Annotated in this window: 12 protein-coding genes and 4 pseudogenes; 11 read left to right on the top strand and 5 right to left on the bottom strand. The window is 43.6% G+C overall.

From position 1 onward, the window contains the following. Positions 1 to 105: 105 nt before the first annotated feature. On the bottom strand, positions 106 to 1,086 hold the full coding sequence (locus JMX03_RS07780) for a lysophospholipid acyltransferase family protein (RefSeq protein ID WP_201595897.1): 981 nt from the start codon (positions 1,084 to 1,086) through the stop codon (positions 106 to 108). A 104-nt stretch (positions 1,087 to 1,190) separates the two neighbouring features. Beyond that, positions 1,191 to 3,017: an aspartate--tRNA ligase gene (gene aspS / locus JMX03_RS07775; RefSeq protein WP_201597896.1), complete on the bottom strand. Its 1,827-nt coding sequence runs from the start codon at positions 3,015 to 3,017 to the stop codon at positions 1,191 to 1,193. A 613-nt stretch (positions 3,018 to 3,630) separates the two neighbouring features. Here aspS and sohB point away from each other — a divergent pair. The 5 genes from sohB (at position 3,631) to JMX03_RS07750 (ending at position 9,571) form a co-directional block, all read left to right on the top strand. Next, positions 3,631 to 4,599, top strand: coding sequence for a protease SohB (gene sohB, locus JMX03_RS07770; protein WP_201595895.1), 969 nt, complete (start codon positions 3,631 to 3,633; stop codon positions 4,597 to 4,599). A 314-nt stretch (positions 4,600 to 4,913) separates the two neighbouring features. Then, positions 4,914 to 6,149 carry an acyl-CoA dehydrogenase family protein gene (locus JMX03_RS07765; protein WP_201597894.1) on the top strand — a complete coding sequence of 412 codons (1,236 nt, stop codon included), beginning with the start codon at positions 4,914 to 4,916 and terminating at the stop codon, positions 6,147 to 6,149. 208 nt (positions 6,150 to 6,357) lie between these two features. Further along, the gene (locus JMX03_RS07760) at positions 6,358 to 7,608 is read left to right on the top strand and encodes a phosphotransferase family protein (protein ID WP_201595893.1); all 1,251 of its coding nucleotides are present in this window, start codon (positions 6,358 to 6,360) and stop codon (positions 7,606 to 7,608) included. A gap of 201 nt (positions 7,609 to 7,809) precedes the next feature. Next, positions 7,810 to 8,562, top strand: coding sequence for a histidine phosphatase family protein (locus JMX03_RS07755; RefSeq protein WP_201595891.1), 753 nt, complete (start codon positions 7,810 to 7,812; stop codon positions 8,560 to 8,562). A 139-nt stretch (positions 8,563 to 8,701) separates the two neighbouring features. Then, entirely contained in the window at positions 8,702 to 9,571 is an 870-nt protein-coding gene (locus JMX03_RS07750; protein ID WP_201595889.1) for an SDR family oxidoreductase, read from the top strand. 141 nt (positions 9,572 to 9,712) lie between these two features. On the opposite strand, the pseudogene JMX03_RS07745 reads toward JMX03_RS07750, so the two are convergent. Continuing rightward, a pseudogene (locus JMX03_RS07745) lies at positions 9,713 to 9,838 on the bottom strand (transposase); the annotation flags it as partial. A 34-nt stretch (positions 9,839 to 9,872) separates the two neighbouring features. Here JMX03_RS07745 and JMX03_RS07740 point away from each other — a divergent pair. From JMX03_RS07740 to JMX03_RS07730, 3 genes are read left to right on the top strand one after another with little or no spacing between them, the layout of a single operon-like run. After that, positions 9,873 to 10,367, top strand: coding sequence for a winged helix-turn-helix domain-containing protein (locus JMX03_RS07740; protein WP_201595887.1), 495 nt, complete (start codon positions 9,873 to 9,875; stop codon positions 10,365 to 10,367). A gap of 34 nt (positions 10,368 to 10,401) precedes the next feature. After that, complete coding sequence (locus JMX03_RS07735) at positions 10,402 to 10,689, top strand: transposase (protein WP_201595885.1); 288 nt, start codon at positions 10,402 to 10,404, stop codon at positions 10,687 to 10,689. After that, entirely contained in the window at positions 10,686 to 10,907 is a 222-nt protein-coding gene (locus tag JMX03_RS07730; protein ID WP_320158302.1) for a transposase, read from the top strand. Before JMX03_RS07735 ends, JMX03_RS07730 begins: the two co-directional genes overlap by 4 nt. Positions 10,908 to 10,978: 71 nt before the next feature. Here JMX03_RS07730 and JMX03_RS07725 read toward each other — a convergent pair whose 3' ends face one another. Both JMX03_RS07725 and tnpA read right to left on the bottom strand, forming a co-directional pair. Further along, complete coding sequence (locus tag JMX03_RS07725; RefSeq protein ID WP_201595881.1) at positions 10,979 to 11,629, bottom strand: IS1595-like element ISPssp3 family transposase; 651 nt, start codon at positions 11,627 to 11,629, stop codon at positions 10,979 to 10,981. A gap of 38 nt (positions 11,630 to 11,667) precedes the next feature. Further along, a pseudogene (gene tnpA / locus JMX03_RS07720) lies at positions 11,668 to 11,913 on the bottom strand (IS200/IS605 family transposase); the annotation flags it as partial. Between the two features lie 83 nt (positions 11,914 to 11,996). On the opposite strand from tnpA, the pseudogene JMX03_RS07715 reads away from it, so the two are divergent. From JMX03_RS07715 to JMX03_RS07705, 3 genes and pseudogenes are all read left to right on the top strand, one after another. Further along, positions 11,997 to 12,227: pseudogene (locus JMX03_RS07715) on the top strand (helix-turn-helix domain-containing protein); the annotation flags it as partial. 61 nt (positions 12,228 to 12,288) lie between these two features. After that, the gene (locus JMX03_RS07710) at positions 12,289 to 13,605 is read left to right on the top strand and encodes an IS4 family transposase (protein WP_265090459.1); all 1,317 of its coding nucleotides are present in this window, start codon (positions 12,289 to 12,291) and stop codon (positions 13,603 to 13,605) included. Positions 13,606 to 13,613: 8 nt separating this feature from the next. After that, a pseudogene (locus JMX03_RS07705) lies at positions 13,614 to 14,708 on the top strand (RNA-guided endonuclease InsQ/TnpB family protein); the annotation flags it as partial. Positions 14,709 to 14,762 lie beyond the last annotated feature (54 nt).

Genomic DNA, 14,762 nt, shown 5'->3' with positions numbered 1-14,762 from the left:
AGTTTGATTGCTTGTCATAATAGACTCTTATTGATATCAAAGAAGGGCAAAGAATGGTACTGATTTTAGCATAAACCTTATTTACTGTACGTCTAAGTCTTCGTGTCAGCTGTCTTTAGTATTTTCGCTTAGATTCGTTGAGTTGCCATTGTTAGCTTTCTCATTACGATTGTCATTATTGTGATGAGCGTGAATAAAGTCGGCTAGGGCAGCCTTATCTGCACGGTAAGGGTTTCCTATGATGGGTATTTGTTTAAAACGCCTATAGCCCCACATGTAATGGCTAAAGTTGTCATAGATCATACCTTCCATCGCTTGATTGAGTGCATGAGCAGCAGTAGATACATTACGGTCATACAATGCTGGATCGTCAAGCTTATAACAATAGATATCAAACCCGCGACCATCGTCACGACGAATACAGGATAGCCCTACTAAGGCGCATTTGGTTTTGCTAGCGAGTTTTGAGGACAGTGTGCTGGACAAGGTCTCAATACCAAAAAAAGGTACAACCACACCACCTGAAGGCTCAGGAACATGATCAGGCAGAATAATGCTAAAACCGCCTTGTTTTAGGGTTTTAAATATCGCCTTGACGCCACTGGCATCGGTAGGTACTAAAGTGGCATTGAGCCGTGAGCGGCCTTGCAGGACAAAGTCATTAGTAATATTGCCTTTCATTGGCTTGTACATGATGGTTGGCGCACCAAACTGGTTGAGCCAAGCGTTCATCATCTCCCACGTACCCAAGTGCGGTACGATAGCGAGCATGCCATTTGGGTTATTAAGACCCTCAAGCAAAATGTCTTTATTATGGACGTCACGGACTTGCTTAATGCTCCATTCAGGAGACATTGCCCAGCTTTTGACAGACTCGACACTGCTAAGATATTGATGCAGCACGATGTCTTTAATTAATGCTTGTTTTTTAGCAGCAGATAATGCAGGAGCCACCAGCGATAAGTTGATGTTAATCGCACGAGTCAGACTGGCATTAGGCATGCGCATTATGATGTAGGCAACAAAACGCGCCAATACCTGTAAGACAGATAGTGGCACGTATTTGAAAACCTGATAAGGATTCATAATTTTTCACATTGTAATAGATGACTGTGTAGTCTCTCATAACTCGAGATGCTACTGAACACACAATCACGCTGTAAAAAAAATGTATGCATCATCAAGCCCCTTTATTGGGCAGGTTTATTGGTGTCAGCCTGTGCTTTTTCGCGCACACGAATGCCCAGTTCACGCAGTTGTTTGCTGTCAACTTCAGCAGGTGCTTGAGTCAATGGGCACTCAGCAGTTTTGGTTTTCGGAAAGGCGATGACATCACGAATGGAGTCCGCACCAACCATTAGCATAATCAGACGATCCAAACCAAAGGCCAGGCCACCGTGCGGCGGCGCACCGAACTTAAGGGCGTCAAGTAAGAAGCTGAATTTAGCTTCTGCTTCGGCCTCATCGATACCAAGTGCTTCAAATACGGCTTTTTGCATCTCAAGCGTATTGATACGCAAGCTACCACCACCGACTTCAGTACCGTTCAGTACCATGTCATAGGCGACAGAAAGAGCAGTCTCTGGGCTGTTCTTTAATTCATCTACTGAGCCCTTTGGCTTGGTAAATGGATGGTGTACCGATGTCCACTTTCCATCATCCGTTTCTTCAAACATAGGGAAGTCGGTGACCCATAGTGGCGCCCACGTGCAAGTTTGCATCTCAAGATCTAGACCAATTTTTTGACGCAGTGCTCCCATGGCATCATTAACAACACTGGCTTTATCTGCACCAAAGAAGATAATGTCGCCATCCTCGGCACCAGTGCGCTCGACTAGGCTGGCTAACACCTCATCGGTCATGTTTTTGATGATTGGCGATTGTAATCCAGACTCTTTATCGACGCCATTGTTGATCAAGCTTACATCGTTGACTTTGATATAAGCTAAGCCACGCGCACCATAGATACCAACATATTTGGTATAGTCATCGATTTGTCTACGGGTGAGAGCCGCACCATTAGGGATACGCAGTGCCGCGACGCGACCTTTTGGATCATTGGCTGGGCCGGAGAAGACTTTGAAATCAACACTCTGCATGAGATCTGCAACGTCGACCAGTTTCAGTGGAATACGTAGGTCAGGTTTGTCTGAAGCGTAGTCACGCATCGCATCCGCATAGGTCATACGTGGGAAGTCGGAAAGCTCCACATCCATCATGGTTTTGAATAAGTGCTTGATGAGACCTTCGTTGATGTTCATGATTTCTTCTTCATCTAAGAAAGAAGTCTCAATATCCACTTGGGTAAACTCTGGCTGACGATCAGCTCGTAAATCTTCATCACGGAAGCACTTAGCGATCTGATAGTAGCGATCAAAACCAGATACCATCAATAGCTGTTTAAATAACTGTGGCGACTGCGGCAGCGCAAAGAAGTTACCTGGGCGTGTACGTGATGGCACCAGATAGTCACGAGCACCTTCAGGAGTCGCACGTGTCAAGATAGGAGTTTCAACATCTAAGAAACCATGGTCATCTAAGTAACGACGAATGGCTGATGTGGCCTTGGCACGGAATACCATACGCTCTTGCATCTGCGGACGACGCATATCGAGGTAACGATACTTCAGGCGCAAGTCTTCTGATACGGTGGTGTTTTCATCGTTAAGCGGGAATGGCGGCGTATCAGACTTAGCCAACACTTCGATTTCTTTGCCCAATAGCTCGATTTGACCACTGGTCATATTTGGGTTTTCGGTGCCTTCATAACGACGACGAACGCGACCAGTAATTTTAAGTACGTATTCAGGACGTGCCGCATCGGCAGTCGCAAATGCTTCTGGAGTATCAGGATCGATGACGACTTGCAGGATGCCTGCACGATCACGCATGTCTAAGAAAATTACGCCACCATGATCGCGGCGGCGATGTACCCAGCCTACGATAGTGATGGTTTGTTCTATAAAGCTTTCGGTTACGGCTCCGCAATATTCGTCTCGGTATTTGCCATGCGTCATAGTACTTTGCGTCATAATATTAGTTATCCAGTTGTCAGCCCAGTTCGATGTACAATCATGCAGCCAATGCTATTTGATTTCAACCAATGCTATCTTTTTTGTCATTGGCTCACGACAAGCCATCATGGCATGAGAACCAGTAGGCAAGAAATGAGCGTTTATCAGTTGCTAAGTATAGGCTTAAGTGGCGCTGCTATTTTAATATAGCGTATCTTATGTCGATGTGATTTAAGATGTTATGAAAAAATAGCAAATAAAACGCGATCAAGACAAAACCTCGTCGCGCTGGCTGCATAGAAATAGATGTAAACGCATATTATGCCTAATCTGCCATTTTTATACAACTCTGCTTGCACAATACCTTTAGATTCGGTTACGTGTGACAAGCTGATAGCGTCATGGTTCGACGTTCATTTAACAGATGTCTGTAGCTGCCATATAATAGTTAAATATCGTATGTAGGCTTGAAAACTGTCGACTGTGCGTGCATATCAGTTTGATATTAACTATATTACTTTCACATACAACCCAATTTAATAAGTTGTCATACTAAGCGGTTGTGGGTTGTACTGATAACAATATTGATATCGATTATTTTATTTAAGGAAACTTTATGCTATTTCATCCGCCCAAAAACCCTGTTGAGTTAAAAGTACTACATCTCAATAAAAATCAAGAAAAGCGCCGTGAGGAGCTTATGGAAGCGACTCAAGGTAAGGCCGCACTTAAGCAACTCAAAAAGAGCATGGCAAAAAAAGCGAAAAAGGCCTTAAAAGTTAAAGCCAAAAGTAAAGACAAGTCGCAGCAAGTATTTGTGCTTGATTTTGATGGTGATCTGAAAGCCACAGCGGTGAAGCATCTGCGTGAAGAGATCAGCACTCTGATTAGCACGGCTAACAAAGGTGATGAAGTAGTGGTTCGTCTTGAATCATCGGGTGGCTTGGTGCATGGCTATGGTCTGGCTGCAGCGCAGTTGGCACGCCTAAAAGAGGCGGGTCTTAAACTTACTGTCTGTGTTGATAAAGTCGCTGCCAGTGGTGGTTATATGATGGCCTGCGTCGCGGATAAGGTCATTGCTGCACCGTTTGCGGTTATTGGATCAATCGGAGTGGTATCACAATTGCCAAACTTCCATAAATGGCTCAAAAATCACGACGTTGATTATGAGATGTTCACCGCAGGTGATTATAAGCGCACAGTTACTATATTTGGTGAAAACGACGAAGAAGATCGTGCGAAGTATCAAGAAGAGCTTGAGCAAACACATCAGCTATTTAAGCATTTCGTCAATACCTATCGTCCGTCTTTGGACTTGGACAAGGTTGCAACTGGCGAGCATTGGTATGGTGAGGACGCTTTAGCGCTAAACCTGGTGGATAGCTTACAGACTTCGGACAGTTATATTTTGCAGTTGATGGATAGTAGTCAAGTGTATGCATTGCACTCACGCCAAAAGCCAACTTTGGCCGAAAAGCTGGGTCTGGCACAGGCTGCAGAAGCGACGCTTAATATCGCCGCTGACAAGCTACCAGAAGCCTTGATGCGCTTTGACTTTAATAGTCGCTTAAATATTCTAAAATAAAAACTGAGTCATTAAAGTGTGTTGACAACCTAAAGGTGTGGCCTAGCCGGTCGCGCCTTTTTCTGTTTCAGAACAAGGGTTATGCTATAAATGTAGAAAGCGTTCTACCTAATATAGTCAATCCACTATAAAAGTATTACAGCGTTAACCTCGCTTGAAGTATTCAATATACATCTACACTTGGTTGCCTTGTACTACTTGCAAATTGAATTGACTATCTGCACTAAAGACAGATGGCTAATAGCTTACGGTAAAATCTAGAATATTTAACAAGGAAGAGGAATATAATAATGACAACCAATACATCACAAACTATGTTTAGCGCAACGGCGCATGGTCAGTCCATGCATCAGCAAGTCAAAGAATTCATAGAAACGCATATCGAGCCGATAGAAACCCAGTTCTGGCAAGACTGTCATGAGCAAAATCCTGATGGCAATTGGGAAAACTGGCAGTGGCCAGAAGCGTACGAGACCCTGAGAGCAAAAGCACGCGCTGCAGGCTTGTGGAATCTGTTTTTACCTGATGAAAATCTAGGTGCTGGGCTATCCGTCACTGATTATGCACCGATTGCAGAGTTGAGCGGACGCAGCTTGTTGGCGCCTTACGTCTTTAACTGTAATGCGCCTGACAGCGGCAATATGGAGCTGTTGTGGCGTTATGGCAGTACTGAACAGCAAGATAGGTGGCTGACGCCATTATTGGAAGGTAAGACCCGCTCGGTATTCTGTATGACGGAGCCTGATGTTGCCTCTAGTGATGCGACCAACATGCAGGCCACTGCTGTGGTCGATGGTGATGAGATCATCATTAATGGTAGCAAGTGGTGGTCATCTGGTCTTGGTGATCCTGCTGTTGATGTGTTGATAGTCATGGCGTATACCCCTGATGAGAGTAAAGATCGTCATCATCAACACTCTATGGTGCTGGTGCCTGCTAAGACCGCCGGTGTCAAAATCGAGCGTATGCTAAAGGTATTTGGTGATTACGATGCGCCGCATGGTCATGGCGAGGTGAGCTTTACTGACGTGCGTGTGCCAGCCGCTAACTTCATTGGTGGGCCAGGGATGGGCTTTGAGATTGCGCAAGGGCGCTTGGGACCAGGCCGTATTCATCACTGTATGCGTTGTATTGGTGCCGCAGAGAAGTCTTTGGAGCTTGCTATTCACCGCGGTATGCAGCGTACGGCTTTTGGTAAGCCGTTATTGCAGTTGGGCGGTAACCTCGAGCGTATTAGCGATGCTCGTATCAAAATTGACCAAGCACGCTTATTGACGCTATATGCTGCACAAAAAATGGACAGTCAAGGTACTAAAGCGGCTCTAACCGAGATATCAGCCATTAAAGTAGTCGCTCCTACTGTGCTACAAGAAGTGGTCGATATGGCGATTCAGATTTATGGTGGCATGGGTGTGTGTCAAGATACATTACTACCAAGCTTTTTTGCACAAGCACGGGCACTGCGCTTAGCCGATGGCCCCGATGAAGTGCACAAAACCATGATTGCCAAATTAGAGCTAAAGCGTGAAGGATATCGTCTTAAACGTTAAGTTGTAATAAGTCAGCTATTAAAATAGCCTAAGCAATAAATGTTAGTTAACGAAAACTGACTTTGAAGAGTCGTAGAGTAATTCTATCCATTACTATAATATCTTTTAGATATATAGTTTTTAGATGTGTAGAGCACCCTACGACTTCTAACAGTTTACTATGAATTCTATACAGCCTCTAAAATAAGCAGATGATAAGGAACATCACATGGCAACAACTAGTAACGCAAAGAATAATGAGAAAAACGACCATAAAGTAGTAGATGAAGGTGGGCCAGTAAGAGAAGGGGAAGCTCTTGATGCACAGGCAGTAAGCAGTTGGTTGCAAGATCAAGGTATAGAAGTAAAAGGTGAGCCGAGCGTGACTCAGTTTTCAGGAGGTGCGTCAAACTGGACCTATCGTCTACAGTACGAAAACCAAGATCTTATCTTACGTCGTCCGCCTAAAGGCACCAAAGCGAAGTCTGCACATGACATGGTGCGTGAATATACGGTACAAAAAGCGCTAAAAGAAGATTATCCGTATGTACCAAACATGGTGGCTTTGTGCACGGATGAGGATGTCATTGGTGCTGACTTTTATGTGATGGAGCGGATGGAAGGTATCATTCCACGTGCCAACTTGCCAAAAGAAGTGGTGTTAACGCCTACTCAAACGCGTGAGCTATGCACTAATGTGATAGATGCCTTGATTGAGTTGCACCAAGTAGATTATCAAGACAATCCTGACCTAAAAGCCTTAGGCCGCGGTGATGGTTACTGCGAGCGTCAAGTCAATGGTTGGGATAAGCGTTACGTCAAGGCAAAAACCCCCAATGTACCAAGTTTTGCGCTAGTACGTCAGTGGCTGAATAAGCATACACCCGTCGATATTAAAACCTGCGTCATTCATAATGATTGGCGTTTTGATAATATTGTCTTAGACGCTGCTGATCCTACCAAAGTGATCGGTGTACTCGACTGGGAGATGGCGACCTTAGGCGATCCCTTAATGGACTTAGGTAGCGCGCTCGCTTACTGGATTGAGGAAGATGATAATATCATCATGCAGCAGTCGCGCCGTCAGCCGACTCACTTAGAAGGTATGATGACACGTAGTGAAGTGGTGGATTATTACCTTGAGCGTACTGGCCTAAAAGTAGACAACTGGACGTTTTATGAAGTGTTTGGTCTGTTTCGCTTAGCAGGTATCGTACAGCAGATTTATTATCGCTACTATCATAAGCAAACTAAGAATCCTGCCTTCAAAAACTTTTGGATTATCAACCATGTGCTGCATGCTAAGTGTTTAAAGCTGATTGCGCAATACGAAGGTGAGGCGCTATTTAACAGTCATGTACAGCCGCATTTGCAAGATATGGGTGTCGATATGGCTACTATTGAGAAGCTACCAAGCCCTGTACAGGCCGTCATTAAAGGCATATTACCCAGAAGCTATTTTGAGCAACCATCTGAGTAGCTTATAGGGTATTCATGCCTTAGTCCCAACTATTTTAATATGTTGGCGTAGGCTGTGGCTTTAGCCCAGCATTTTGCTTTTGCAAAGGTTCAAGCTGGGCTAAAGCCACAGCCTACAGCTTAACTAAGTTGAGAGCTTGATGTATTGATATTAAGCTTTATTAAAAATATTACAGTATTTATAGACATAGGCAGTATTTTTATGACAACTATTCTCTTGGCACGCCACGGTCAAGCATCGTTTGGACAACAAAACTACGATCAGCTCTCAGAGTTAGGGGGCTTGCAGGCGCGTTTACTTGGTCAGCATTATGCAACCACTCAGCGCCGTATCGATGCGATATTTACAGGCAGCTTGTCAAGACAACAGGACTCAGCGCGCTACTTTTGGGAGGCTTATCAGCCTGCATCAGCGGCCAGTCTTTCGCTACCAGCATTAGACTTGACGGTTCCTGATAGCTATTTGATTGAGAGCTTTAATGAGTTTAATCATAAGGATGTGTTTATAAAATCCAATCCTGCATTTACCAGTCAAGAAGCAATCGCCTCAGAGATTGCCAAAGCAGAGGTACCAAAACAACGCTTGGCTGAGTTGTTTGATTTGGCCATGCAGCGCTGGCATGCAGGAGACAATGATGAGGATTATCTAGAGAGTTGGCCACAGTTTAATGTGCGTGCTCAGCAAGCGCTCGAGCAGGTACGTAAGCAAGCATCACAACTTAATCATTTGGAACGTGACAGTACGGTGCTGGTCTTTACCTCAGGGGGTGTGATTGCTGCAATTACCGCTCAATTATTACGACAAGGCAGTCAAACCGCTTATCAAATAAATAGAAGCCTTGTAAATACTGGTGTGACGGCCATCACTGTCAGAGATCAAGTACCGCAACTGTTGTCGTTAAATGAATACAGTCACTTATTTTCTGATGGAGAGCGCTTTGTCACTTGGCGCTAGAATCAAAGTTAATAGCGCTTATTTTTTAGATTCTTTGATACATATCCGTACTTATTTATTAGGGTATTGCCATTATAATAGAGGGTGCCAACCCTCTTTTTTTATTCTTATGAACGCATTATTATATAAGGGACTGCTTATGCAAAATAAATTAATGAATTTGGTAACGCAGACTGCCAAACAAGGCAAAGATCAGACATTCAGCGCTATTCAGCCAGCACGCTATTTAAAAGGCTTGACGAAATCGCAAGTTGGCCTCGACAAAACGGTATTGATCACCGGTGCCAGCTCAGGCCTTGGTGAGGCAATGGCGCGCATCTTTGCAAGTCTAGGCTACAATTTAGCCATATGCGCCCGCCGTGCCGAACGTCTGGAGCAGCTAAAAGCTGAGCTCATGGATCGCTATGCTGATATTCGTATTGAGTATCGCGTGCTTGACGTCACTGATTATGATGCGATATTTGAAGTGTTTGATGCTTTTGCTGCTGATTTCGGTCACATCGACCGCGTAGTAGTCAACGCAGGAGTGGGAGAGAGTCGCCGCATTGGTAAAGGCCGTTTTGAGACCAATCGCCGTACGGCTGAGATTAATTTCATCTCAGCGTTGGCACAGTGCGAAGCGGCAATGAAAATATTTCGTGCCCAAAACAGTGGTCATTTGGTGGTGATATCTAGCATGTCAGCGATGCGCGGCTTGCCTAAGCATATGACCACTTATGGCGCTAGCAAGGCTGGTTTGGCATATTTGGCAGAAGGTATTCGTGCGGATATGCTACTCGAGAAACTGCCAATTAAGGTTTCTACTATTTATCCAGGTTATATTCGTACCGAAATCAATACCAATGCCAAACCGTTGCCATTTGAAGTCGATGCTGATACAGGCACCAAAGCCATCGTGGCTGCCATTGAGTCTGGGGTGGCAGAAGCCTGTGTACCAAGCTTGCCTTGGTCAATTGTGGGTCAAGCAATGAAGCACTTACCACTTGGTATTGTTAACAAAATTAGCTAATCAGTTCGTCAATGCTTATTTAAACAGCAAAAACCCCTCTACATTATTGTGTAGAGGGGTTTTTTATGACCATTGATATGCTATCAATCTAACGAAATTTACCTCCACCCGACGCTAGGGTGGAGGTAAATTTCGTATAGCCTAACTCTGCTGATTTTGAATGTATTGCTTAATAATCTCCAACGGTGCGCCGCTACAAGAGCCTGCAAAGTAAGAACGCGACCACAACACAGGCTTATTATAAGCCGCCCTTAAGTCAATGAAGTTATACCAAACCCAAAATATATAGTATAATCCACTTATGACTATACCAATACATAACCTAGAAGACCATGATTTTGGCAAACACTCAAAGACTGAGCGCAATCCCAGAGCCCGACTACGCCTGCTCATCTTATACCAATATAGTATAGGCAAAGCCACCAACGATATTGCCAAAGACCTCTGCATACATCCTGAAACTGCCAGACGGACATTGAAGCGATATTATGAACGAGGACTTGAGAGTCTCTACGATCGTCATCGTCGAGGTCGTCGCAGCAAATTGGCAGAAGCAGACACAGCCGCTTTTAAAGCCATGATAGTCTCTGAACAAGAAAAGCGCGCTGGCGGTCGTCTAACCGGCAAAGACATTCAGCAATTGGCTAAAGAACACTACAACGCTCACTACACCGTTAACGGTATCTACGAGCTACTCAAGCGTATTGATATGAGTTGGATAAGTGCTCGTAGTCAGCATCCAAAAGCCGACCCACAAGCTCAAGACGCTTTTAAAAAACTTTATAGCACAGGTTAAGGCGTCACTGCCTACTGATGTGAGCTTAGATCAAGTGGACATCTGGTTTCAAGATGAAACTCGAATAGGACAACAAGGCTCATTGACCAGAGTTTGGCATTACCGCGGTGGGCGACCTCGACTGATCAAGCAGCAACAGTTTCATTCCGCTTATCTGTTTGGTGCCTTTTGTCCAGCGACAAAGAAGGCTGTCGGCTTAGTACTGCCTTTCGTTAATAAACACACCATGTTATTGCATGTGCAAGAGATTAGTAGAGCCGTTCCAAAAGGACGTCATGCGGTGGTGGGAGGGACGGCGCATTATGGCATCAACCAAGCTTGAATCAGGCTAATGTCACTATGCTTAAACTACCGCCTTATTCACCTGAGCTTAATCGCTCTGAGAGGGTATGGCAGTACCTTATGCAAAATGAGCTATCTAATCGTTGTTATGACAGTTATGAGGCTATTGTCGATGCCGCATGCTTGGCTTGGAATAATCTACTTAAACAGCCACAAAGGATTCGGTCTTTAACTGCTCGTACCTGGGCGCAACTTTAATTGTTGGGTTTGGTATTAGCTCTCATGCGCCGACTTGTGACCGACTTTAAATTAGGGGCTGTCCTAGATAATTAGCTCAAACCCTGTTTAACCCATTGTTTTAATTGTAGTAATTGCGACTTTGGGTCACTGTGATTAAAACGCCACTCACATTCCTTTAAATAGAGGTGAAAATGCTCTTTTGGGACCCCGTTAAACTTACGTAGATGCCGTTTAGCTTGGTTCCAGAAGTTCTCTATACCGTTAATATGATTCTTGTCATTAACAAAGGTTTTAGAGTGGTTGATACGATAATGAGTAAACTCACTGACATCTAATGCGTTATAGCTTTTAAATGAGTCAGTATAAACAATGCTATCAGGCTTCACTTTTTCTCTTATGATGGGGATCAAAGTATCTGCTTTAGCATTGGGTATAATACAAGCGTAGACCTTGCCATTACGCTTTAGTAGGCCAAACACGGGCACTTTGCTACCAGCACCTCGCCCTCGCTTGCCTTTACGAGTTCCACCAAAGTATGATTCGTCTACTTCGGTTTCGCCTTCAAATAGACCAGGGTCTTGGCTATTCTCGTAAATAAGTAGTCGTAGCCTATGAAAGTAATAACTGGCTGTAGTTTTATTAACACCAACTAGGCTTGCTGCTGTTCTGGCGGTAGAACCGGCAACAAATAACTCGATTAGTCTGCTTTGTTTATACCAACTTAGTTTGCTTTTTCTCATAGTGCTATCCTAAATAATTTTACTTATCTAGGACAGCCCCTTAAATTATTAACCATCTTACTTAGTTGTACCGTTGGCGGGTATTGAATCAGCATGTGAACATGATCGCCTTCACCGTTACATTCCTTGAGTTCTGCACCAAAATCCTTGCATATCTCAGCAACAACTTCTTTAAAGTATTGACGATGATTATCAGCTAAAACCTTTTTGCGGTACTTGGTGATGAATACCAAATGCACATGCAGATTATAAGCAGAATGACGGTTTTTATATATCTCACTCATTATAATAAATACCCTTTATTGTTTATGTTATATAGTATAACATGGTATAAATAACAAACACACTGACTAATAAAGCATCCATTATGAAAATTAATAAAGCGTACAAATTTAGGCTTGAGCCTAATGCAGAGCAAGAGGTTATCTTAAATAACCTTGTTGGTTCTGCACGTTTTGTTTGGAATCAAATGCTTGCGGTATCGTTTGAGATGTTTGCTAAAAATGAGTTTATTAATGCAACCAATTTGGTTAATAAAATCATGGATATTAAAGCAAATCCTGAGTTTGCGTTCTTAAAAACAAGCTCTAACGCGGTAATGCCAGTCAGTTAAGGCAAAAACTCAATAAAAGTAATAAAATAGCCCATCTAATAAGTAGATGGGCTATTTTACTATGAGACTACAAGACGCTATTAATGAGACGCATAAAAGGATTCCAGACACCCTAGAACAATTTAGTGAATTAATAGACCCTGAGTGGATACAGCAAGCTTTAGAGTATACCGGCAAAGCGAGCATTAGAAGGCGTAAGCTACCTGCCGAACACGTTGTTTGGATAGTCATCGGCACAGCTTTATATCGAAACCGTTCAATTTGGTATATCACAGAGCAGATGCGGCTTAATATAGACTCACAGGCCTGCGTACCCAGTGCAGTGGTACAAGCAAGACAACGCCTCGGGCATGAGCCTCTAAAGCAGCTATTTCATCAACTAAGTGCTCACTACCAAACAGAATCACGAGCCCAGCAGCAAGACTTTATGGGACTTAGCGTCCAAGCTGTAGACGGTGTCGTATACTCACTACCCTATACTGATGAGAACCTTCAGTACTTTAGTTCAAGCAAAGGCAGAACTAAAGAGGCGCCCTATCCCCAAATGCGTTCGGTATGCCTGATCAATACTGACACGCATGAGATCATTGACACAACCCTTGGAGATATGGGTCAAGGAGAGATCACATTAGCCCGTCAGCTAAATATTCAAGACAACAGCATTACGCTCTTTGATAGAGCCTATTTCTCAGCAGACCTACTGATTAGTTGGCAACAAACCCATCCAAACAGTCACTGGCTCATGCGGGCTAAAGATAATCTGCGTTACAGTGTGATTGAAACCTTTAGTGAAGGGGACTACTTGATACAAATGCCGGTTTCTCCCCAAGCTCAAAAGAAAAATCCAAACCTACCCGATACTTGGCAAGCTCGATTAATTGAGTGTCGTTATGAGGGTAAGATAAGACGATACATCACCTCTTTAATAGATGATAAACGCTTTACTAAGGATAAAGTGGCACAGCTGTACTTGCAGCGCTGGGAGATCGAGATGGCTTTTAGGGAAATTAAGTCTGATCTACAGCAGGGGCTGTTGTTAAGAAGTAAGCTGCCACAGCTTGTGTTACAAGAGTTCTGGGGGCTTATGATTGCTTATAATCTGATAAGACGTTTGATGCGATATATGGCAGTTAGAGCTAAGGTTAGCCCTCTACGAATTAGCTTTCATATGGTGTCTATTACGATTGTTGATCTTTTACGGTTTGCGCCTTTACAGGCTGCAGGACTCTTCCCTAAGTTGTTAGATGCAGTTTTAGAGGAAGGAAAATTGTTTGTCATTCCTGAACGCAGAAAGCGATCTTGCCCGAGGGTGGTTAAGGGTAAACCACAAAAATATCCCAAAAAAAATACCAGTCAGCCTTAACTGACTGGCATTACTCTAACGCGGTGTCTTTACAACAAAAAATTCGTGATCTCGCTTCTGCTTGGTCACGCTTTTTTGACCCTAAAGCTCACGCACGATTGAAAGAGAATAAGAAAAAACCTAAAAAGCCTAAGTTTTTCAAGCTTACTGATGGCACAGAAATCCAATTACGCCCACTAATGCCAAGATTTAAACGCAAATCAGATGGGTGTGATTCAATACGCTTAGTGCAGTTTGATAAATATTGCCGTGTTGAAGGCAATCGTGTCAAACTACCGAATAGTGTAGGGTTTGTGAAGTTTAGAAAATCGCAAGACATTCTTGGGATAATTAAAAACGTCACCATCAGCAAGAAATCCGGTCATTGGTACGTGTCGTTTGGCACAGAGCGGGAGTTGGCCCAAAACCCAATTCATCCCTCTAAAACCGCCGTAGGGATTGATTTAGGGGTCGCTAAACTGATTGCTACCTCAGATGGCCAAGTTATCAAACCCAAAAACAGTTTTAAAGCCAATCAAATTAAACTGGCTGCATTACAGCGCCAACTCAGTAGGAAAGTCTTATTCAGTCAAAATTGGAAAAAGCACAATCGCAAGATTCAAAAACTCCATCATCACATCGCCAATATTCGCCATGATTACTTGCACAAAATCACCACCACAATCAGCAAAAACCACGCCATGATTGTCTGTGAGGATTTAAAAGTAGTTAATATGTCGAGATCTGCCAGTGGTTCGATGGAGAAAAAAGGAAAAAACGTCAAAGCCAAGTCAGGATTGAACAAATCCATTTTAGATCAAGGTTGGGGCATGATGATTGATATGATGGATTATAAGCAGCAATGGCACGGCGGGTTACTGATTAAAGTAAACCCGCGTTATACAAGCCAAACTTGCTTTAAATGCAAGCATGTTGCAAAAGAAAATAGACGTACCCAAGCAAAATTTGAGTGCGTTGAATGTGGTTATATTGCGAATGCAGATGTTAATGCAGCTCGTAATATTCTTGCGGCAGGACATGCCGTTTTGTCTGTCGAGGGAAGATGCAGTAAAGGTCGCCCGTTGAAGCAGAAAACTTGCGACGGTCGTGAGAAAGTCGCCTAAGAGCTTTTGCTTTTAGAATCCCCCGCTTGAGCTTGTCGAAAGTGGCGGGAGTAT

The organism is Psychrobacter fulvigenes, from assembly GCF_904846155.1.
In the GTDB taxonomy this organism is placed as follows: domain Bacteria; phylum Pseudomonadota; class Gammaproteobacteria; order Pseudomonadales; family Moraxellaceae; genus Psychrobacter; species Psychrobacter fulvigenes.
The sequence above is the reverse complement of the archived record's forward strand: the minus strand, read 5'-3'. Positions and strand labels throughout refer to the sequence as shown.

Excerpts from the sequence above, each read along its gene's own strand:
- JMX03_RS07710 (WP_265090459.1), top strand. The coding sequence starts at position 12,289 with ATGGGCTATTTTACTATGAGACTACAAGACGCTATTAATGAGACGCAT.
- aspS (WP_201597896.1), bottom strand. The coding sequence starts at position 3,017 with ATGACGCATGGCAAATACCGAGACGAATATTGCGGAGCCGTAACCGAA.
- sohB (WP_201595895.1), top strand. The coding sequence starts at position 3,631 with ATGCTATTTCATCCGCCCAAAAACCCTGTTGAGTTAAAAGTACTACAT.
- JMX03_RS07780 (WP_201595897.1), bottom strand. The coding sequence starts at position 1,086 with ATGAATCCTTATCAGGTTTTCAAATACGTGCCACTATCTGTCTTACAG.
- JMX03_RS07760 (WP_201595893.1), top strand. The coding sequence starts at position 6,358 with ATGGCAACAACTAGTAACGCAAAGAATAATGAGAAAAACGACCATAAA.
- JMX03_RS07750 (WP_201595889.1), top strand. The coding sequence starts at position 8,702 with ATGCAAAATAAATTAATGAATTTGGTAACGCAGACTGCCAAACAAGGC.
- JMX03_RS07740 (WP_201595887.1), top strand. The coding sequence starts at position 9,873 with ATGACTATACCAATACATAACCTAGAAGACCATGATTTTGGCAAACAC.
- JMX03_RS07725 (WP_201595881.1), bottom strand. The coding sequence starts at position 11,629 with ATGAGAAAAAGCAAACTAAGTTGGTATAAACAAAGCAGACTAATCGAG.
- JMX03_RS07765 (WP_201597894.1), top strand. The coding sequence starts at position 4,914 with ATGTTTAGCGCAACGGCGCATGGTCAGTCCATGCATCAGCAAGTCAAA.
- JMX03_RS07755 (WP_201595891.1), top strand. The coding sequence starts at position 7,810 with ATGACAACTATTCTCTTGGCACGCCACGGTCAAGCATCGTTTGGACAA.